Genomic DNA, 18,559 nt, shown 5'->3' with positions numbered 1-18,559 from the left:
GAAGCGGCCATGTCACCAGGCGATGGTGGGAGACCCGTCAGACGGGCCTCCGAAAGGGCTCCGAATAACAGTACGGTAACGAGCGGCGTGTGTCACGCCCGATCTCATCCGACTCTGAGTGCCGGAGTCGCTAATTCGTCGTTCCGGGCGCGTAATCGGGCGCATCCGGAAGCCCGAATGCCCGTTCGAGCGTCGTTATGCCGGAGTCGTGCAGATAACGGGTGAGCTCGGTGCCGACGAAGCGGAGGTGGTACGGCTCCGACTCGTACCCCGTGATCGGAGTCGTGTCGGCCAGATAGCGCACCAGGAACCCGAAGCGATACGCGTTCGCGTCGACCCAGCGACCCTCCGGAGTATCGCCCCAGCAGATCTCGAGCGCGCAGGTGCCGGACGCGCCGGTCACGTCGACCGCCCAGCCGGTCTGGTGCTCGCTGTGCCCCGGCCGCGCGCTGGTGGCATCCGCCCCGGCCTGCCCCCGCGACGACACCCAGCCCGCGTAGACGCTGACCTGAGTCTCGTAGGAGCGGTAGGCGCTCTGGACGGCGAGCGAGAGTCCCGCCTCGCTCGAGGCGGCGGCGAACAGAGGGACGAGAGCGTCCGCCGTCGCCTGCCGCATGGGCTGGCGGTTCACGTACGAGACGTCGGGAAAGACGAGGTCCGCCGGTGCGTAGTCGGCGGGGTCGAGCGAGCGGAGCTTGTTGACCACGACCCAGATGCTCGCGGGATCGTCGATCGAATGGGCAGAGAGGTCGAAGCTCGGGGTGGGCGAGGGGGAGGCGGTCTGGCTCGGAGTCGGAGTCGGGCTCTCGACGACGGCCGCTGCGGAGGTCGACGGGACCGCGGGAGCTGCGACCCCTCCCCCGCTCCCGAGCGCCCTGCTGACGCCGAAGGCCGAGACACCGGCCGCCGCGGCGACGCCTCCGATGAGGATGGCCCGGCGCCGGACGGGGCTCTGCGCCCCGCTGTGATTCTCGCTCGACGTCATCCTCCGAGCCTAGACAGGACTCCTCGAAGGGGCCGGTGTGCGCGCTGGCGAAGCACGCGGCGGCCCCGTTGTCTAGTCATCCCCTCGCGCGATATGTCTGTATAGATTCGAAGGAATCGCTGGAGGGCCCCCGACCTCCGCCGACAGCCCCGATCGCGCCCACCTCCGCCCCTTGGGAGTCAGGTCTCGCGCGATCGGCGACGAGAGGACATCATGCTCCGACCCCGAAACGCGCCGACCATCCCCCTCGCCGCGCTCGCCCGCACCCTCGAACTCGGCCCAGAGGGCGACGATGCGTCGACCGAGGTGTCGGGCGTCACCCTCGTCGCCGGGGAGGTCGAGCCGGGCGATCTCTTCGTCGCGCTTCCGGGTGTGCACCGCCACGGCGCCGACTTCGTCGCGCAGGCACGCGAGCGGCGGGCCGTCGCCGTGCTCACCGATCCTGCCGGAGAGACGGCCGCGCGCTCAACGGGCCTTCCCGTGCTGGTCGTCGAGGATCCGCGCTCCCGCTTGGGCGCCGTCGCCGCCGCCGTCTACGGGACGACCGGGCGCTCTCCCGCCCTCTTCGGCGTGACCGGCACGAATGGCAAGACATCGACCGTGCACATGATCGAGGGGCTCCTGCGCCAGCTCGGCGTGGTAGCCGGCCTCAGCTCGACGGCCGAGCGGCACATCGGCGACACGGCCGTGCGCAGCGGGCTGACGACTCCCGAGGCGACCGAGCTGCACGCGCTGGTCGCCCGCATGGAGGAGGAGGGAGTCGGCGCGGCGGCGATCGAGGTCAGCGCGCAGGCGCTCACACGCCATCGGGTCGACGGAGTCGTCTTCGACGTCGCCGGCTTCACCAACCTCAGCCACGACCACCTTGACGACTACGGCGACATGGACACCTATTTCGCCCAGAAGGTGCAGCTCTTCCAGCCCGAGCGCTCCCGTCGCGCAGTCGTCTCCCTCGACTCGACCGCCGGCGAACGGCTCCTTGACCTCGCGGGCGTCCCCGTCACCACGATCACTTCGCTCCCCCACCTCGACGCGGACTGGCGCGTGCAGGTGCTCGAACAGGAGTTCGGACGGACGCACTTCCGCATCGAGGACCGCGAGGGCCGCGGCATCACGACATCCGTGCCGATCCTCGGCGCGCACATGGCCGCGAACGCAGGCCTCGCGATCGCGATGCTGGCCGAGGCGGGGTGGCCGCTCGAGGAGATCCGCGTGGCGCTCCACCGCGACGGCGGGCTGGACGCCTCCCTCCCCGGCCGTACCGAGCGCGTCTCGGGCGAGCGCGGACCCACCGTCTACGTCGACTTCGGCCACAGCGCCGACGCGTTCGAGCGCACGCTCGCGGCGGTGCGCGCCGTGACGCCGGGTCGCGTGATCATGGTGTTCGGGGCCGACGGCGACCGCGACGCGCTCAAGCGTCCGGCGATGGCGGAGGCGGCGGTGACCGGCAGCGATGTCCTCGTGGTCACCGACCACCATCCCCGCTTCGAGGACCCCGCCTCCATCCGCCGCACCCTGATGGAGGCGGCTCGCGTGGCGCGGCCGGATGCCGAGCTGCACGAGGTGGAGGAGCCCGAGCGGGCGATTCGCGTGGCCGTCGCTCTCGCGCAGGAGGGCGATGCGATCCTCTGGGCCGGCCCGGGGCACCAGGACTACCGCGACATTCGCGGCGTGCGTACGCCGTACTCGGCCCGTGCGGAGGCGCGAGCGGCGCTGCGCGAGGCCGGCTGGGCCGATGAGGCGGTCGCCGCGCAGCTCTGACTCCCCGTCGCCCGGACCGCTCCTCCTGAGATCCTGCTCAGGCTCGCCGCAGCCCCTGTCGTGACCCTCGCACGCGGTGTAACTTTGCGCAGCACGCAATGTTTGCGGCGGATCGCCGTGCCTGGACGCGTCCGCCAGACAAGGGGACCCTCGTGGCCGATACCGCTTCTACTTCGCACTCCGTACCCGCGGCACCGTCGGGTGCCGTGATGAGCCACCGCCAGATCCTGTTCGTGATCTTCGGGCTGATGGCGGGGATGTTCCTGTCCTCCCTCGACCAGACGATCGTCGGCACCTCGATGCGCACCATCGCGGATGATCTCGACGGCCTCTCCCAACAGGCGTGGGTGACCACCGCCTACCTGATCGTCTCGACGATCGCGACGCCCATCTACGGCAAGCTCTCCGACATCTTCGGGAGGCGACCGCTGTATCTGATCGCGATCGTGCTCTTCCTGATCGGCTCGACCCTCGCCGGGTTCTCGACCTCCATGCTCGGCCTCGCCGGTTTCCGCGCCGTGCAGGGCCTTGGCGCCGGTGGACTCATGTCTCTCGCGTTGACCGTGATGGGCGACATCCTCCCGCCGCGCGAGCGCGCGAAGTACCAGGGCTACTTCCTGGCCGTCTTCGGCATCTCGAGCGTCGTCGGGCCGCTCATCGGCGGCGTCCTCGCGGGCACACCCGAGATCCTCTTCATCACCGGCTGGCGCTGGGTGTTCCTGATCAACCTGCCCATCGGCGCCGTGGCGCTGTTCATCGTCGTGCGCTTCCTCCACCTGCCCAAGCGCGCCGGCATTCGCTCGGTCCGCATCGACTGGTGGGGCGCAGCCCTGGTCATCGTCGCCGCTGGCCCGCTGCTCCTGATCGCCGAGCAGGGGCGCGAGTGGGGCTGGGGCTCGGCCGTGGCCTGGGTCTGCTACATCATCGGCGGCCTCGGCATCGCGGGCTTCATCCTCGCTGAGCGGATGATGGGGGACGACGCGCTGATCCCCCTCAAGCTCTTCCGCTCGCCCACCTTCTCGATGGCGACCATCCTGGGCGTGCTCGTCGGCTTCGGCATGTTCGGCGGGATGATGGCGATCCCGCTGTACCTCCAGCTCGTCGACGGTGCCACGCCGACCGAGTCCGGCTTCCTGATGCTGCCGATGATCCTCGGCCTGATGATCGCCTCGATCGTCTCGGGCCAGATCATCTCGCGCACCGGTCGCTACCGCGCCTTCCCGATCGTGGGCACCTTCCTGATGTCGGCCGCGTTCTTCTACTTCACCTTCGTCTCGATCGACAAGCCGGTCGTCTTCATGATGGGCGGAATGCTGCTGCTGGGCCTGGGCCTCGGGCAGATGATGCAGACGCTCACCCTCGCGTCGCAGAACTCCGTCGACGTCGCGAACATGGGAGTCGCGACCAGCGCGTCCACGTTCTTCCGTCAGATCGGTGGAACGCTGGGCACGGCGGTCATCTTCTCGGTGCTGTTCACCCGCATTCCGGAGACGATCGCCGCCGCATTCAAGAACCCGACCCTGTCGGGCGATCTGCAACGCGCTGTCTCCGACCCGAGTGTGGTGTCGAACCCGGCGAACGCGGGCATCCTCAAGCTGCTGCAGTCGCAAGACTCCGCGGCGATCGGCTCTGCCCTCGACGGAGACACGTCGTTCCTCAACACCGCCGACAAGGCTCTCTCGGCGCCCTTCCTGACCGGCTTCAACGACGCGACCGTCACCGTGTTCACGGTCTCGCTGGGCGTGGTGCTGCTGGCTTTCGTGCTCTCGTGGTTCCTCAAGACTCCGCCGCTGCGGGCGAAGTCGGCCATGCAGGAGGCGCACGACCTCGCGGCCGAGGATGCGGCGGAGCTGCGTCGCACCGATCCGCAGCTCGCGGCGCGGGCCGGTGCCGACCTGGCCGCGGGAAGCATCGCTCCCGACGTGACGACCGACTCCCTCCGCACCATCACGCGTGACGGGCACGGCGCGCACCGCGCCTGACCATCGCACGTGGGCGCATCGCGACGATTCCCTCCCCGCGGGTGGGCTCGTCGCGATGCGCCCCTGAGCTTGCACCGAGAGAGCGCTCTACCAGCACTCTAGAATTGCAGGACAGCCGCCGAAGGAGTCTGCAATGAGCGCCGCCCCCACCCCCTCCCTCCCCTCGCCGACACTCTCTCAGCAGAGCCAGCGCGCCGAGCGCCTCGCCGTGCGCGACTGGCCCGTCGGATTCCTCTGGGGCTCGGCCACCGCCGCGGCCCAGATCGAAGGGGCCGGCCACGAGGGCGGCAAAGAAGACAGCATCTGGGATGCCTTCGCGCGCGTGCCCGGCGCGGTCGCGAACGGAGACACCCCCGAGGTCGCCGTCGACCATATCCATCGCATGCCCGCCGACGTGCAGCTGATGAAGGAGCTGGGGCTCGGCTCGTACCGCTTCTCGGTGAGCTGGTCGCGCGTCAAGCCTGGCGACCGCTCGATCAATCCCGAGGGCCTCGACTTCTACTCACGCCTCGTCGACGAGCTGCTCGGCGCGGGCATCCTCCCGTGGCTCACTCTCTACCACTGGGATCTGCCGCAGGCCGTCGAGGAGACCGGCGGCTGGACGAACCGCGATACCGCGGAGCGCTTCCGCGACTACGCGGAGGCGGTGTACGAGCACCTCGGCGATCGCGTCGAGCACTGGACGACGTTCAACGAGCCGTTCTGCTCGACGCTCCTCTCGTACGGCGCCGGCGTGCACGCTCCCGGCGTGATCTCGCAGCAGGCCGCGCTCGCGGCCGTGCACCACACCCATCTCGCTCATGGGCTCGCGGTCTCGACGCTGCGTCAGCTCGGAGCGCAGAACCTCGGCATCACCCTGAACCTCTCGAACGCCGTCCCAGACGATCCCGAGGACGAGGCCGATCTCGATGCCGCTCGCCGCTTCGACGCGCTGCAGAACCGCATCTTCCTCGACCCTCTGCTGCGCGGCGACTACCCGGAGGACCTTCTCGAGGACATCGCCGGCCTGGGACTGGAGGAGCTCGTCGTCAACGGGGACCTCGACCTCGTCTCCCTCCCGCTCGACTTCCTCGGCGTGAATCACTATCACGACGACAACGTCTCGGCTCATCCGCTGCCCGAGGGGGCCGAGGACTTCGCGCAGGCGACCGAGCGCGAGCTCGGCTCGCCGTGGGTGGGCTCGGAGTTCCTCACCTTCCCCTCCCGCGGTCTGCCACGCACCGCGATGGACTGGGAGGTAAACCCCGACGGCCTGCGCTACCTGCTCACCCGCCTCGGCCTCGAGTACGAGAACCTGCCTCCGCTGTACGTGACCGAGAACGGCGCCGCCTACGACGATGTCGTCGAGTCCGGCCGCGTGCACGACCTCGATCGGACCCAGTACGTGCTCGACCACGTCGAGAAGGTCGCCGACGCCATCGACCAGGGCGCCGACGTCCGCGGCTACTTCGTGTGGTCACTGCTCGACAACTTCGAATGGGCGTGGGGCTACGACAAGCGGTTCGGCATCGTCCGGGTCGACTACGACTCGCAGGAGCGGACCGTGAAGGACTCCGGCCTCGTCTACGCGCGCCTGATCGGCGGCAGCGCGGCCGAGCGGCTGGGCTGAGCGATGACGGAGTCTCTTCGGAACGCGGGACGCGCACCGACGCTCGAGATGGTCGCCGCGCGCGCGGGAGTCTCGCGCGCGACCGTCTCGCGCGTCGTGAACGGTGCGCCGCAGGTGGCGGCCGAGATCGTCGCCGCGGTCGAGAAGGCGATCGACGAGCTCGACTACGTGCCGAACCACGCGGCACGGATGCTCGCGTCGCGACGCGCGCAATCGATCGCCCTGATCGTCCCCGAGTCGACGGCGCGCGTGTTCGCGGACCCGTTCTTCGCGTCGATCGTGCAGGGCGCGGCGATGCGTCTCGCCGACACCGACTACACGCTGTCGATGCTGATCGCGTCCGAGACCGACGGCGAGAAGACCCGCCGCTACCTCCTCGGCGGCAACGTCGACGGAGCACTCGTCGTCTCGCACCACTCGGGTGACCACTCGTACGCCGCGCTCTCGGGCTCGCTCCCGGTCGTCTTCGGCGGTCGGCCGCTCGCTCCGGAGGAGCGCGGCTCGTACTACGTCGACGTCGACAACGCAGAGGGGGCGGCCGCTGCGACCGCGCACCTCATCGAGCGCGGGAGGCGACGCCTCGCGACAATCGCCGGACCGGCCGACATGCCTCCCGGGGTGGACCGGCTGATCGGCTGGCGCACGGCGCTCTCGAACGCCGGGCTCGACGACGATCTCGTCGAGTGGGGCGACTTCGCACCCGACAGCGGGACCGAAGCGATGCGACGCCTCCTCGCTCGAGAGCCCGAGCTCGACGCCGTCTTCGCCGCGAACGACCAGATGGCCGTGGGCGCCTATGCGGCGCTCCGGGAGGCGGGCCGCCGCATCCCCGAGGACGTCGCCGTCGCCGGCTTCGACGACGACACCTTCGCCCGGCGCGCCGTGCCCGCGCTGACCACGGTGCGGCAGCGTCCCGTCGAGCTGGGCGCCCGAATGGCTGAGGTGCTCACCGCCCGGATCGAGGGACTGCCCATGGAGCAACGGACGCTCATGCCGACCGAGCTGATCGTGCGCTCGAGCAGCTGACGAACGTCCACACGTGCCGCCCGTCAGAGGAACAGCGGCGGAGGCTCCATCTCGGCGAAGCGCCGACGCATCACGGCCACCGCGTCCGCGTGCTCGTCGACGAGGACGAACCTCCGGCCCAGCGCGTGCGCCACGGCCCCCGTCGTCCCCGAGCCGGCGAAGAAGTCGAGCACCGCGTCGCCCTCGCGGCTCGACGCCTGCACGATGCGGCGGAGGATCCCCTCCGGCTTCTGAGTGGGATAGCCCGTCTTCTCGCGCCCCGTCGGCGACACGATCGTGTGCCACCACACGTCCGTCGGACGCTTGCCCCGCGCCGCCTTCTCGGGCGTCACGAGACCGGGCGCCATGTACGGCTCCCGGTCGACGGCGACGGAGTCGAAGTGGTAGCGGCGCGGGTCCTTCACGTAGACGAGGATCGTGTCGTGCTTGGTCGGCCAGCGCCGCGTCGCCTTGGCCCCGTAGTCGTAGGCCCAGATGATCTCGTTGAGGAAGCACTCGCGGCCGAAGAGCGCGTCGAGCAGCACCTTCGCATAGTGCGCCTCCCGATAGTCGAGGTGCAGGTAGAGGGTGCCGTCCTCCGCGAGCAGGCGCCAGGCGTGGGCGAGCCGCGGCTCCAGGAACGACCAGTAGTCGTCGAACTGGTCGTCGTAGCGGAGCAGGTCGCCGCGGATCCGCTCGTAGCTGCGGCCCTTGAACCCTGCGATCGTGCCGCTCGCCGAGCGCACGGAGGTCGTCGAGGTGCGCACCTGCGCACGCCCCGTGTTGAACGGAGGATCGAGGTAGACGACGGTGAACGCGCCGTCCTCCAGCAGGGGCAACACCTCGAGGTTCTCGGCATGGAACACCGCGTTGTGGGTTCCGGGAACGCCGTCGGCGGTCGCGGAGCGGGTGGGCATTCGGCAATTGTGCCAGGGCCGTGGCGCGCCCCCGGACACGCCGACGGGTCCAGTCCCGGCCTCGGCGGGCCTCCCCTGGGCCCGGCGTAGAGTGACGCGATGACCTCGGAAGTGCGCCACGACGAAGACCGTTCCCGCTACACGCTGTGGGTCGACGGCGAGGCGGTGGGACTCGCCGACTACGCCCGCCGCGGTGCCGACGTCGTCTTCCTGCACACCGAGATCGCCCCCGCTCGCCGCCACGAGGGCCTCGGCGACACGCTCGTCGGAGCAGCTCTCGACGACGCGCACGAGCGTTTCGGCGCCCACATCGTGCCGGCGTGCCCGTTCGTCGCCGAGTTCATCGCCGAGCATCCCGACTACCAGGAGCTCCTCGCGAGCTGAGCCGCGCGGAAGAGCAGCCTCCCCTACGGCACTCGCCGCAGCCACTCCGGAGTCGCATACTTCGTCCGTACCAGCTCTTCCGCCGCCGCGTACTCCTCGGCCGTGAGCGATCCGGCCGTGCCCCCGTGCAGCTGCACGAAGGTCGCCTTCATCCGCTCGATGATCTCGGCCCGGCTGAGCCCCGTCTGGCTGCGCAGCGGGTCGACGCGCTTGACGGCGGAGGCGATGCCCTTGTCGGACAGCTTCTCGCGCCCGATGCGCAGCACCTGCACCATCTTCTCGGCGTCGATGTCGTAGCTCATGGTGACGTGGTGTAGGACCGCGCCCGAGCCGAGTCGCTTCTGCGCCGCTCCGCCGATCTTGCCGGACGGTGAGGTGATGTCGTTGAGCGGCTGGTAGACCGCGTCGATGCCGAGCGACTGCAACGCGTTGACCGCCCACTCGTCGAGGAACGCGTAGGAGTCGGCGAAGGTGAGTCCCTGCACGAGATCGCCCGGCACCGAGAGCGAGTAGGTGATGACGCTGCCCGCCTCCATGAACATCGCGCCGCCGCCCGAGACGCGTCTGACCACGTCGATGCCGTACGTCGCCGCGTTGTCGAGGTCGACCTCGTTGCGCAACGACTGGAAGCTGCCGATCACGACGGCCGGCTGGTCCCACTCCCAGATGCGGAGGGTCGGCTGCCGCCGGCCCTCGCCCACCGCGGCGGTCAGCACCTCGTCGAGCGCGAGGTGCATGGCCGGAGGCACGGCCCGGTCGTGCACGATCTGCCAGTCGTAGTCGCGCCAGCTCGTCGCCTGCTTCAGCGAACGGCGGATGGCGACGGCGACGGCCTCGGGGGTGAACCCCAGCAGCACCGCATCGCTCGGCAGCGCCGCACGGATCGCTGCGGCGATCGACGTGGCGTCGGTCTCGACGGGAAGCCCGACCACCGCCCGGTCGATGTCGTCGAGCGCCGTGTCGGGCTCGAGGAAGAAGTCGCCCGCGAGCCGGAACCCGGCGAACCTCCCGTCGAGGACGTCGAGATCGACGACCACGAGTTTTCCGCCGGGGACCTTGTACTCGCCATGCATGACGCCAGCCTAGGCCGCGGGAGTTCTCGGGAAGCGGTCGTCGAGCCACGCGACCACGTCTGCCGTCACCTCGGCGCGGTTGAGCTCCTGGAACAGCTCGTGGCGCGCCTCCGGATACACCCGCACCGAGACGTCGGTGTACCCGGCGCGCCGACGGTACGCCTGCGCGAGCGCGCGCACCGAGCGTTCGCCTCCGAGCGTGTCGTCGGCGCCTACGACGAGCAGGAGGGGACGTCCGGGAGCGGTCTGCCGCGCGGGGCGGCCCACGAGCCTCAGGGTCTCGATCAGCCCGATCCGCTTCGCCAGAGGAGTCGTGAACGTGAGGGGGTCGTCGTGGAAACGCTGCCACACCTCCGGGTCGCGCGAGAGCCACTCGAGTCCGAGCCCGCCCGGAACGCGGTGTCGTCGGGCGAGGTCGCCCGCGTTCATGAAGCCGGGGAGGCGGTAGGCCGTGCCGCTGAGCACGAGCGCCGCATAGGCCTCCGCGTGGCGGTCGACGATCCGCTGGGCCATCAGCGACCCCCACGAGTGGCCGAGCAGCACGATCGGCGTGCCCGGGCTCTCGGCGGCGAGCTCGCGGGTGAGGCGGACGATGGCGGCCTCCGTCGCGCGGAGGCCGCCGGGGCCGAGCAGTCCGAGTCGGGAGGCATCGCCGCCGTGCTGCTGCATCCCTGTGCGCCCGTGGCCGCGGTGGTCGTCGGCGGCGACCGCATACCCGGCGGCGACGAGCGCCTCCGCCAGCTCGGTGTAGCGGCCCGAGTGCTCGCCGACCCCGTGCGCGAGCTGCACGAGGGCGCGGGGCGAGGGATGCGGCCACCAGCGGTAGTGGATCGTGACGCCATACGCGTCCTCGAACGTCCTGTCGACTGCGGTGCCGGGCATGGGTCTCAGTGTGCGGCACGGGCCGCACGACGCGGTCACGATCGCACGAACTGAGAAGATACTCATGATCCCGTCCAGATCGCTTCGGCGCCCACCGCGGCTCGCTAGCGTTCTAGCGACGAGCGACCATCACGACCGTCCCCACCCCTTCCCGAGCGAGGCCAGCCCCTACATGACCGTGTCGCCCCTGATCTGGACCCTGACGATCGTCTTCATCGTCCTGCTCCTGCTCTTCGACTTCTTCTTCCACGTCCGCAAGGCCCACGAGCCCACGCTCAGGGAGTCGGCCCTGTGGTCGGCGCTCTACGTGGGCATCGCGGTGCTCTTCGGAGTCGGAGTGCTGCTCTTCGGCGGATCGACGGCGGGCGCCGAATACTTCGCGGGCTACATCACCGAGAAGGCGCTGTCGGTCGACAACCTCTTCGTCTTCCTCATCATCATGGCGAGCTTCAAGGTGCCGCGCGCCGATCAGCAGAAGGTGCTGCTCTTCGGCATCGTGTTCGCGCTGATCGCCCGCACGGGCTTCATCTTCCTCGGCGCCGCGCTGATCAACTCCTTCGCCTGGGTCTTCTACCTCTTCGGCCTGATCCTGCTGCTCACCGCGTTCAACCTGGTCAAGCCCGGAGACGACCACTCCGGCGACAACGTGATGGTGCGCCTGGCCAAGCGGATCTTCAAGACGAGCGACAAGTACGACGGCGACAAGTTCTTCACGGAGGTCGACGGCAAGCGCGTGCTGACGCCCATGATCCTGGTCATGGCCGCGATCGGCGGCACCGACATCCTCTTCGCCCTCGACAGCGTGCCGGCGATCTTCGGGCTGACGAGCGACGTCTTCATCGTGTTCACGGCCACCGCGTTCTCGCTGCTCGGCCTGCGCCAGCTGTACTTCCTCATCGACGGCCTGCTCGACCGCCTCGTCTACCTCAGCATCGGCCTCGCGGCGATCCTCGCGTTCATCGGCGTGAAGCTGATCCTGCACGCGCTGCACGAGAACACCCTCCCGTTCATCAACAACGGCGAGCACGTGGAGGTCTTCGAGATCGGCACCGGGCTCTCGCTCTCGGTCATCATCGGCGTGCTGCTCGTCACCGTGATCGCCTCGCTCGTGAGCCCGAAGGGACGCCGGATGGCGGCCGAGGCCGCTGAACGCCGCCGGGTGGCGGCGGACGCCGGCGCCGGGCACTGAGCCCCGGCTCAGAGCGCGCGGTAGCGGTGCTCGGGGCGGCCGGTGGTTCCGTAGCTGAGCGTCATCTCGACGAGGCCGCGGCCCGCGAGGCCCGAGAGGTAGCGCTGAGCGGTCGCCCGCGAGATGCCCGCGCGTTCGGCGACATCGAGGGCTGAGAGCTCGGCGCCCGACTCGACCAGGCGAGCCAGCACGAGCTGCTCGGTCGCCGAACGCGAGGGCGGGGCGGCCGCCGCGTCTCCCGAATGCAGGATGCGCAAGGCACGCTCGACCGCCTCCTGATCGGCAACGCGGTCCTCGCGCAGCACGTTGCGGAAGCGCACGTAGGCGTCGAGGCGCTCGCCGAGCAGCCGCGCGTCGAACGGCTTGATCAGGTAGCCGAGCGCTCCGGCATGCAGTGCGCGACGCACCGTGGCACCGTCGGACGCGGCGCTCACCACGAAAGCGTCGGTGTCGAGTTCGCGCAACAACGCGATCCCGCTCTGGTCGGGCAGGTGCATGTCGAGCAGCACCAGGTCCGGCGCGTGCTCGAGCACGGCAGCCCTGGCCGCTCGCGCGGTGTGCACAGGAGGCAGCGCCCGCAGGCCCTGCCGCGCCTCCACCAGATCGGCGTGCAGCTGCGCCACCCGGAAGTCGTCGTCGACGACCAGGACGGTGCGCGTCGGATCGGTGCTCATGCCTGATCCTCTCCCGCCGCGGGCGGCCGTACCGCTCCCGGGAGGCGCGCGCACAGCACCGCCCCGGATGTCTCGCCGCCCGCATCCGCGAGCCACACCTCCCCGCCGCGGCGCGCCGCGACGTCGCGGCAGAGGGGCAGGCCGAAGCCGCGGCCGTGCACGCGGTCCTCCTCACCCTCGTCGCCCGAGCCGGCGCGGTCGAAGAGCGAGACCGGATCGGCGACCCCGTCGCCCGAGTCCGCGACGGTGACGAACAGGGTGTCGCCGTCATCGAGCAGCTCGACCTCGACGAAGCGGACATCGCGCCGCCCCTCGACGGCCGCCCGCACCGCGTTGTCGACGAGGTTGCCGACGACGGTCGCGACATCCTCCGGCTCGACGACGGTGCCGCGCACGAGCGTCTCCTCCCCCAGCGTCAGGAGGACGCCGCGCTCGGCGGCCTCGATGCCCTTCGCGCCGACAAGGGCCTGGAGGTAGGGCTCCTGGAGTCGGTCGGCGTGCTGCACCGGGTACTTCAGCGGACCTCGCGTGAGCACCTCGTCGAGGTAGTCGCGGGCGGAGTCGACGCGCCCGGCGTCGATCAGCCCCGACACCACGTGCAAGCGGTTGGCGAACTCGTGTCGCTGCACCCGCAGGGCGTTCGTCATCGCTCCCACCGCGTCGAGGCGGCGACTGAGGGCCGCCACGGCGGTGCGATCGCGCAGCACGACGACGACGCCCAGGTCGCGGTCGCCCCGGGTCACCCTCCGAATGTCGACGTAGACGATGCGGGAGCGCACGACGAAACCCTCCTCGCCGACGCCGCGGGGCACCTCCGCCGCACCGAGCGCCCGGGCCACCGCCTCGGCCAGAGGCGCCGGCAGCCCGAGCTCGGCGAGCGCACGCCCGTGCAGCAGGGCGGGGTCCTCGACGCCCAGCAGACCCGCCGCTCGCGCGTTGCAGACGCCGACACGCCCGTCGCGGTCGAATGCGAGGACGCCCTCATCGACGCCGTCGAGCACCGCGGCCTGATCCTGGACGAGTGCGGTCACCTCCTCCGGAGCGAGCCCGAGCGTCAGCCGGAGCAGACGGCGTCGGATGAAGACGGAGGCGACGACGGCCAACGCCAGCCCGGCGAGGGCCGCCGCGAGCACCCCGAGCAGCGAGGTCGGCAGGTCGGTGAAGACGCTGGAGCGCGCGAAGCCGATGCTGACCTCGCCCACCACCCTCGACCCTCCTGCCTCGATCACCGGCACCTTCGCGCGCGCGGACTCGCCGAGAGTGCCCGTCCCCCACGAGACGCTCTCGTTGCCGGCGAGCGCATCGTCCGGACTCGTCGATACCCTCTCGCCGAGCCGTGCCTCGTCGGGATGCGCAAGGCGGATGCCCTGATCGTCGGTGATGACCACGAAGAGCGCGCCGGTGCGCCGTTCGACGGCGGCGGCGACTCCTTCGAGCGGCCCGGCCTGCAGCTCGTCCCGCGTGGGGACGGCGGGGTCGGCGGAGGAGGCGGTCACCGCGTCGCGGACGTCCGAGTCCTCGGCCACGGTGCGTGCGATGGCGAGCGCGGTCCCCTCCGCTTCGCCGCGCAGCTGGTGAACGCTCAGAGCGGTGACGAGCCCGGCGCAGACGAGGACCGAGGCCGAGACCGTGGCGAGCTGGAGCACCAGGACGTGCGTCGCGAACCGCATCGCGCCTCCCCGCCCTCCTTGCGCAGAATGCGCAGAACCCACACTATGCGCAGATCCCGCGCAAATGAGCGATACCCCTGGGCGGCCGACGCGTCTCCCTAGGGTGGCGACGACCGTGAGAGCGAGGCTCCCACGGCGCACGGAACGCCACGACGAAGGAGTCAGCTGTGCTGGTACTACTCGGATTCACGATGATCCTGGCCTTCATGGCCCTCATCATGACCAAGCGGCTGACGCCCATGGTCGCGTTGATCGTCGTGCCGACGATCTTCGGGCTCTTCGCCGGAGCAGGCCTCGGCATCGGCGACATGGTGATGGAGGCGATCGGCACCCTCGCTCCGACGGCCGCGCTGCTCATGTTCGCGATCATGTACTTCGGCATCATGATCGACGTCGGACTGTTCGACCCGCTGATCCGCTTCATCGTCCGCGCTCTCGGCGACGATCCGGCGAAGGTCGTGCTCGGCACGGCGCTGCTCGCCGGAGCAGTGTCCCTCGACGGCGACGGCTCGACCACCTTCATCGTGACGACGGCCGCGATGCTGCCGATCTACCTCCGCCTCGGGATGAATCCCGTCGTGCTCACCTGTGTCGCCGGGCTGGCGAACGGGACGCTCAACATCGTCCCGTGGGGCGGGCCGACGGTGCGCGCCGCGGCGGCCCTCCAGGTCTCGCCGACCGACATCTTCGTGCCGATGCTCCCCTCGCTCGCGGTCGGCGTGGTCGTCACGCTCGTGTTCGCCTGGTTCCTCGGGCTCGGCGAGCGCCGCCGCCTCGGCTCTCTCGCGCTGGCCGAGCCGGTGTTCGAGGCGGTGGGCGCCGGCTCCGCGCCGCGCACCGGCGGCCTGGCGGCCCTGACCGGAGGCATCCGCACCCTCGCCCGCGAGCGCTTCTCCTTCCTGCGCGGTCCGGAGGCGCTGCGCGGCGCCCAGGTCGCCGTCGCCGCCCGCGTCCAGGCCGACGACGCCGACACCGCCATGGCCGACACGATGCTCGACCCCGACCGCGCGACGCTGCGCCCGAAGCTGATCTGGGTCAACCTCGTGCTCACCCTCGCGGTCATGACCCTGCTGGTGGCCGACATCCTGCCGCTGCCCTACGTGTTCATGGTCGGCTCGGCGGTCGCGTTGCTGATCAACTTCCCGAAGATGAAGGAGCAGGCGGCCGAGATCGTCAAGCACGCGCCGAGCATCGTCGGCGTCGTGTCGATGGTGCTCGCGGCGGGCGTGCTGATCGGCGTACTCAACGGCACCGGCATGGTCGACGCGATGGCGCAGTGGGTCGTGGGGGTCATCCCGCCCGCGCTCGGCCCGTTCCTCGCCGCGATCACGGGCGTGCTGAGCATCCCGATGACCTTCTTCATGTCGAACGACGCGTTCTACTACGGGATCCTGCCGGTGCTCTCGCAGAGCGCGGCCAACTACGGCATCTCGCCGGTCGAGATGGCCCGAGCCTCCATCACCGGGCAGCCGGTGCACCTGCAGAGCCCGCTCGTGCCGGCGATCCTCCTCCTGGTCTCGCTCGCCTCCGTGAACCTCGGCGACCATCACCGCAAGGTGCTGTGGCGCGCGGTGGTCGTGTCACTGGTGATGCTCGCCGTCGGTGTCCTGGTCGGCTCCATCCCGTTCGGATGAGCCGGGGCGCAAGGCTTCTGGAGTCTGGAGGGAGCCGCTGGCGGGGACGCCCCGCGCGGGCTCAGGCGAGAAGCGGGGCCAGGTTCTCGGTCCAGACATCGACGCCGAGCTTGACGATCAGCGCACCGACGACGAGCAGGAAGGCGACGCGGATGAAGCGGCTGCCCCGCGCGACCGCCATCCGCGACCCCAGATAGGCGCCGGCCACGTTGGCCAGCCCCATGAGGAGTCCGAGCACGCCGATCACGTGCCCGCCGGGCACGAAGAAGAGAAGCGCCCCCACATTCGTGGCCACGTTGACGATCTTCGCCTTCGCGCTCGCGAGGACGAAGTCGTAGCCGAGGGCGGTGATGAGGGCGATGATGAGGAAGGTCCCGGTCCCGGGGCCGATCAGTCCGTCGTAGAAGCCGATCAGCAGGCCCAGCACCGCAGCCGTCACGAGGTGTCGGCGCCCCGCGTGCTTGAGCGCGGTGACGCTGCCGAGCGCGGGGCGGGCGATCGTCACGACCGCGACGACGACGAGCGCCACGACGATGATCGGCTTGAAGACGGAGGCGGGCAGCAGGCCAGCGAGGTTCGCGCCGGAGTAGCTGCCCACGAGGGCGACCGCCGCCATCGGCAGCGCGGTCCTCAGGTCGGGTCTGGCGCGGCGGAAGAAGGTGATCGCGCTGGTGGTCGTGCCGAACACCGAGGCGAGCTTGTTCGTCGCCAGGGCCTGGACCGGCGAGATACCGGGCACGAGGAGCAGGGCGGGCAATTGGAGCAGGCCCCCGCCTCCCACCACCGCGTCGATCCATCCTGCCGCGAAGGCGGCGAGGACCATCAGCGCGAGGACGGCCAGACCGAGGTCGTCGGTGAACGTCAGCATCTCTGGACACCCTAGACGCCGCGGCCAGCGCAGCCGAGCCGGGTGGCGGTCCACTCCTGGCCACGCGGCCTCTACGCCTCCGCTTCCGGTGCCGCAAGTCCCTGCGGCCGCGGCACGGCCGCGCCTACGGTCGACACATGGACGCACAGGACATCCGCTGGAACGACGAAGCCCGGACCAAGATCCTCGACGACTCGGACAGGGTCCTCCGCGAGGCCGTCGTCGAGCTCGCGGCGAGCAAGAGGGGCGAGCCCTGGGAGGACGTGTTCGCGGAGCTGACCGCACGCCTCAAAGACCGCTTCATCGACTTCGAGCCCGGACCCGACCTCCGCACGTACGCGGAGGCGATCTCGGCGGGCCAGATCGAGGTGGCCTCGTGAGCCGCGCGGAGGACCCGGCGCTCGCGGACGAACTCGCCTCGATCCGAGCGCTCGGCGAGGGGCGCCGCGGCGATGCAGTGGAGCCGGACGCCGAGGATCCCGCCGGGACCGTGGAGGACGAGGCCGCCGAGACGAGGCTCGCGCCTCCCGAGTGAGACACGCCGGGCCAGGAGGCCCGGGACGATGAGAAGGCCCGCCCCTGCGAGAGAGCGGGTCTTCTCGTCGTCGACGGCTCAGGCCGGCCGTGTCGGCTCAGGCAGAGAGCGGCTCGTAGTCGGTGTACCCCTTGGCGCCGCCGGCATACACCGTCGCCTGGTCGACCTCGTTCTCGGAGTGACCGCCCTGCCAGCGCTCGACGAGGTCGGGGTTGGCGATCAGGGGCCGGCCGACGGCGACGGCGTCGGCGTGGCCCTCGGCGATGAGCGCGATCGCCTCCTCGCGGGTCGTCGGCGAGCTGAAGCCGCTGTTGGCGACGAAGACCCCGTGGAAACGCGCACGCAGATCCTGCACGAGCCCGCCCGTCGGCTCGGCGTGCAGCACGCTGAGGTAGGCGAGGCCCAGCGGCGCGAGGCCGTCGACGAGGGCCTCGTAGGTGGCGCGCACGTCGTCGGCGTCGGTCTCGAGCACGTCCTGGATGTTGTGGCTCGGCGAGAGACGGATGCCCACCCGGCCGGCGCCCACCTCGTCGACGATCGCGCGCGTCACCTCGAGGGGGAACGCCGCCCGTGCGGCGGGAGAGCCGCCGTAGGCGTCGGTGCGCACGTTCGAGACCGGCGAGAGGAACTCGTGCAGCAGGTAGCCGTTCGCCGAGTGCACCTCGACGCCGTCGACGCCGGCGTCGAGGGCACGACGGGCGGCGGCGACGAACTCGTCGCGCACCGTCGCGAGCTCGTCGGCGCTCAGCGCGTGCGGGACGGGGAAGCGGTCCGCGCCGTTGGGGGTGCGGACCTCTCCGTCGATCGCGAGGGCGCTCGGCGCGACGATCCGGTCGGTGCCGGTGATCGCCGGGTGGGAGACGCGGCCCGCATTCATGATCTGCATCACGATGCGGCCCCCCGCGGCGTGGACCGCCTCGGCGACGACACGCCAGCCTTCTGCCTGCTCGTCGGTGGCGATGCCCGGCTGGCCGGGGTAGCCCTTCGACTCCGCGCTGGGGAACACGCCCTCGCTGATGATGAGCCCGGTGCCGGCCCGCTGGGCGTAGTACTCGGCGATCAGCGCTCCGGGCACGCCTCTCTCGTCGGCGCGGAGGCGCGTCATCGGCGCCATCACGATGCGGTTGGGCAGGGCGAGGTCACCGACGGCAAGGGGAGAGAACGGATCCATGGATCGCCTTTCGTGGGAAGGGGCAGTGCGGGTGTCGCACCCGGTCGAGAACCACCGTCGCGGCGAGCCCATTCCGGCTCCCGGCGTTCTCCCATCCCGCGCTTCTTCGCGGCCGGCCGGCCGAGGCTCGCCTCGCCGCTCCGAAGGCGGCCGCCCGGAGGACGCGCTCGATTCCTGACCGGCGCATGCCTCCTGCGGCACGGATCGCGCCGCGGCGCTC

The 18,559-nt window shown here is 70.6% G+C and carries 17 protein-coding genes; 9 read left to right on the top strand and 8 right to left on the bottom strand.

The genetic code is table 11. The features are described from left to right. Positions 1–130: 130 nt before the first annotated feature. Entirely contained in the window at positions 131–985 is an 855-nt protein-coding gene (locus ITJ45_RS03090; protein ID WP_194607354.1) for a M15 family metallopeptidase, read from the bottom strand. A gap of 213 nt (positions 986–1,198) precedes the next feature. On the opposite strand from ITJ45_RS03090, the gene ITJ45_RS03085 reads away from it, so the two are divergent. The 4 genes from ITJ45_RS03085 (at position 1,199) to ITJ45_RS03070 (ending at position 7,363) form a co-directional block, all read left to right on the top strand. Beyond that, a complete protein-coding gene (locus ITJ45_RS03085; RefSeq protein WP_194607353.1) occupies positions 1,199–2,746 on the top strand; it encodes a Mur ligase family protein in 1,548 nt (515 codons plus the stop codon). A 209-nt stretch (positions 2,747–2,955) separates the two neighbouring features. Beyond that, positions 2,956–4,728, top strand: a complete 1,773-nt coding sequence (locus tag ITJ45_RS03080) for an MDR family MFS transporter (protein WP_194607352.1) — start codon at positions 2,956–2,958, stop codon at positions 4,726–4,728. Positions 4,729–4,861: 133 nt separating this feature from the next. Beyond that, on the top strand, positions 4,862–6,337 hold the full coding sequence (locus ITJ45_RS03075) for a GH1 family beta-glucosidase (protein ID WP_194607351.1): 1,476 nt from the start codon (positions 4,862–4,864) through the stop codon (positions 6,335–6,337). A gap of 3 nt (positions 6,338–6,340) precedes the next feature. Next, positions 6,341–7,363 carry a LacI family DNA-binding transcriptional regulator gene (locus ITJ45_RS03070; RefSeq protein WP_194607350.1) on the top strand — a complete coding sequence of 341 codons (1,023 nt, stop codon included), beginning with the start codon at positions 6,341–6,343 and terminating at the stop codon, positions 7,361–7,363. Between the two features lie 23 nt (positions 7,364–7,386). Here ITJ45_RS03070 and ITJ45_RS03065 read toward each other — a convergent pair whose 3' ends face one another. Beyond that, positions 7,387–8,259 (bottom strand): DNA-methyltransferase, encoded by an 873-nt coding sequence (locus tag ITJ45_RS03065; protein ID WP_194607349.1) that lies wholly within the window; start codon positions 8,257–8,259, stop codon positions 7,387–7,389. Positions 8,260–8,358: 99 nt separating this feature from the next. Between ITJ45_RS03065 and ITJ45_RS03060 the strand changes: the two genes are divergently transcribed. Then, positions 8,359–8,643, top strand: coding sequence for a GNAT family N-acetyltransferase (locus ITJ45_RS03060; protein ID WP_194607348.1), 285 nt, complete (start codon positions 8,359–8,361; stop codon positions 8,641–8,643). Positions 8,644–8,666: 23 nt separating this feature from the next. Here the strand turns inward: ITJ45_RS03060 and ITJ45_RS03055 are convergent, their stop codons facing one another. Together ITJ45_RS03055 and ITJ45_RS03050 are read right to left on the bottom strand one after the other, a co-directional pair. Beyond that, positions 8,667–9,716 (bottom strand): lipoate--protein ligase family protein, encoded by a 1,050-nt coding sequence (locus ITJ45_RS03055; RefSeq protein ID WP_194607347.1) that lies wholly within the window; start codon positions 9,714–9,716, stop codon positions 8,667–8,669. A gap of 9 nt (positions 9,717–9,725) precedes the next feature. After that, positions 9,726–10,598, bottom strand: a complete 873-nt coding sequence (locus ITJ45_RS03050; RefSeq protein ID WP_194607346.1) for an alpha/beta fold hydrolase — start codon at positions 10,596–10,598, stop codon at positions 9,726–9,728. Positions 10,599–10,770: 172 nt separating this feature from the next. On the opposite strand from ITJ45_RS03050, the gene ITJ45_RS03045 reads away from it, so the two are divergent. Then, on the top strand, positions 10,771–11,787 hold the full coding sequence (locus tag ITJ45_RS03045; RefSeq protein ID WP_194607345.1) for a TerC family protein: 1,017 nt from the start codon (positions 10,771–10,773) through the stop codon (positions 11,785–11,787). An 8-nt stretch (positions 11,788–11,795) separates the two neighbouring features. Here the strand turns inward: ITJ45_RS03045 and ITJ45_RS03040 are convergent, their stop codons facing one another. Together ITJ45_RS03040 and ITJ45_RS03035 are read right to left on the bottom strand one after the other, a co-directional pair. Then, a complete protein-coding gene (locus ITJ45_RS03040) occupies positions 11,796–12,461 on the bottom strand; it encodes a response regulator transcription factor (RefSeq protein WP_194607344.1) in 666 nt (221 codons plus the stop codon). Further along, on the bottom strand, positions 12,458–14,131 hold the full coding sequence (locus ITJ45_RS03035) for a sensor histidine kinase (RefSeq protein WP_194607343.1): 1,674 nt from the start codon (positions 14,129–14,131) through the stop codon (positions 12,458–12,460). Before ITJ45_RS03035 ends, ITJ45_RS03040 begins: the two co-directional genes overlap by 4 nt. Before the next feature lie 191 nt (positions 14,132–14,322). Between ITJ45_RS03035 and ITJ45_RS03030 the strand changes: the two genes are divergently transcribed. Next, on the top strand, positions 14,323–15,765 hold the full coding sequence (locus tag ITJ45_RS03030; protein WP_194607728.1) for a CitMHS family transporter: 1,443 nt from the start codon (positions 14,323–14,325) through the stop codon (positions 15,763–15,765). 61 nt (positions 15,766–15,826) lie between these two features. On the opposite strand, the gene ITJ45_RS03025 is transcribed toward ITJ45_RS03030, so the two are convergent. After that, a complete protein-coding gene (locus ITJ45_RS03025) occupies positions 15,827–16,633 on the bottom strand; it encodes a TSUP family transporter (RefSeq protein WP_194607342.1) in 807 nt (268 codons plus the stop codon). A 137-nt stretch (positions 16,634–16,770) separates the two neighbouring features. On the opposite strand from ITJ45_RS03025, the gene ITJ45_RS03020 reads away from it, so the two are divergent. Continuing rightward, positions 16,771–17,013, top strand: a complete 243-nt coding sequence (locus ITJ45_RS03020) for a hypothetical protein (RefSeq protein WP_194607341.1) — start codon at positions 16,771–16,773, stop codon at positions 17,011–17,013. After that, on the top strand, positions 17,010–17,168 hold the full coding sequence (locus ITJ45_RS03015) for a hypothetical protein (protein ID WP_194607340.1): 159 nt from the start codon (positions 17,010–17,012) through the stop codon (positions 17,166–17,168). Before ITJ45_RS03020 ends, ITJ45_RS03015 begins: the two co-directional genes overlap by 4 nt. A gap of 97 nt (positions 17,169–17,265) precedes the next feature. On the opposite strand, the gene ITJ45_RS03010 is transcribed toward ITJ45_RS03015, so the two are convergent. Beyond that, a complete protein-coding gene (locus ITJ45_RS03010; RefSeq protein ID WP_194607339.1) occupies positions 17,266–18,339 on the bottom strand; it encodes an alkene reductase in 1,074 nt (357 codons plus the stop codon). Positions 18,340–18,559: the final 220 nt, after the last annotated feature.

Origin of the sequence: Rathayibacter sp. VKM Ac-2879 (genome assembly GCF_015351245.1) — a bacterium.
Taxonomy (GTDB): Bacteria; Actinomycetota; Actinomycetes; order Actinomycetales; family Microbacteriaceae; genus Rathayibacter.
This window is presented reverse-complemented; position numbering and strand designations above follow the sequence as displayed.

Excerpts from the sequence above, each read along its gene's own strand:
- ITJ45_RS03025 (WP_194607342.1), bottom strand. The coding sequence starts at position 16,633 with ATGCTGACGTTCACCGACGACCTCGGTCTGGCCGTCCTCGCGCTGATG.
- ITJ45_RS03050 (WP_194607346.1), bottom strand. The coding sequence starts at position 10,598 with ATGCCCGGCACCGCAGTCGACAGGACGTTCGAGGACGCGTATGGCGTC.
- ITJ45_RS03020 (WP_194607341.1), top strand. The coding sequence starts at position 16,771 with ATGGACGCACAGGACATCCGCTGGAACGACGAAGCCCGGACCAAGATC.
- ITJ45_RS03030 (WP_194607728.1), top strand. The coding sequence starts at position 14,323 with ATGATCCTGGCCTTCATGGCCCTCATCATGACCAAGCGGCTGACGCCC.
- ITJ45_RS03085 (WP_194607353.1), top strand. The coding sequence starts at position 1,199 with ATGCTCCGACCCCGAAACGCGCCGACCATCCCCCTCGCCGCGCTCGCC.
- ITJ45_RS03060 (WP_194607348.1), top strand. The coding sequence starts at position 8,359 with ATGACCTCGGAAGTGCGCCACGACGAAGACCGTTCCCGCTACACGCTG.
- ITJ45_RS03090 (WP_194607354.1), bottom strand. The coding sequence starts at position 985 with ATGACGTCGAGCGAGAATCACAGCGGGGCGCAGAGCCCCGTCCGGCGC.
- ITJ45_RS03045 (WP_194607345.1), top strand. The coding sequence starts at position 10,771 with ATGACCGTGTCGCCCCTGATCTGGACCCTGACGATCGTCTTCATCGTC.
- ITJ45_RS03075 (WP_194607351.1), top strand. The coding sequence starts at position 4,862 with ATGAGCGCCGCCCCCACCCCCTCCCTCCCCTCGCCGACACTCTCTCAG.
- ITJ45_RS03035 (WP_194607343.1), bottom strand. The coding sequence starts at position 14,131 with ATGCGGTTCGCGACGCACGTCCTGGTGCTCCAGCTCGCCACGGTCTCG.
- ITJ45_RS03040 (WP_194607344.1), bottom strand. The coding sequence starts at position 12,461 with ATGAGCACCGATCCGACGCGCACCGTCCTGGTCGTCGACGACGACTTC.
- ITJ45_RS03080 (WP_194607352.1), top strand. The coding sequence starts at position 2,956 with ATGAGCCACCGCCAGATCCTGTTCGTGATCTTCGGGCTGATGGCGGGG.
- ITJ45_RS03055 (WP_194607347.1), bottom strand. The coding sequence starts at position 9,716 with ATGCATGGCGAGTACAAGGTCCCCGGCGGAAAACTCGTGGTCGTCGAT.
- ITJ45_RS03070 (WP_194607350.1), top strand. The coding sequence starts at position 6,341 with ATGACGGAGTCTCTTCGGAACGCGGGACGCGCACCGACGCTCGAGATG.
- ITJ45_RS03010 (WP_194607339.1), bottom strand. The coding sequence starts at position 18,339 with ATGGATCCGTTCTCTCCCCTTGCCGTCGGTGACCTCGCCCTGCCCAAC.
- ITJ45_RS03065 (WP_194607349.1), bottom strand. The coding sequence starts at position 8,259 with ATGCCCACCCGCTCCGCGACCGCCGACGGCGTTCCCGGAACCCACAAC.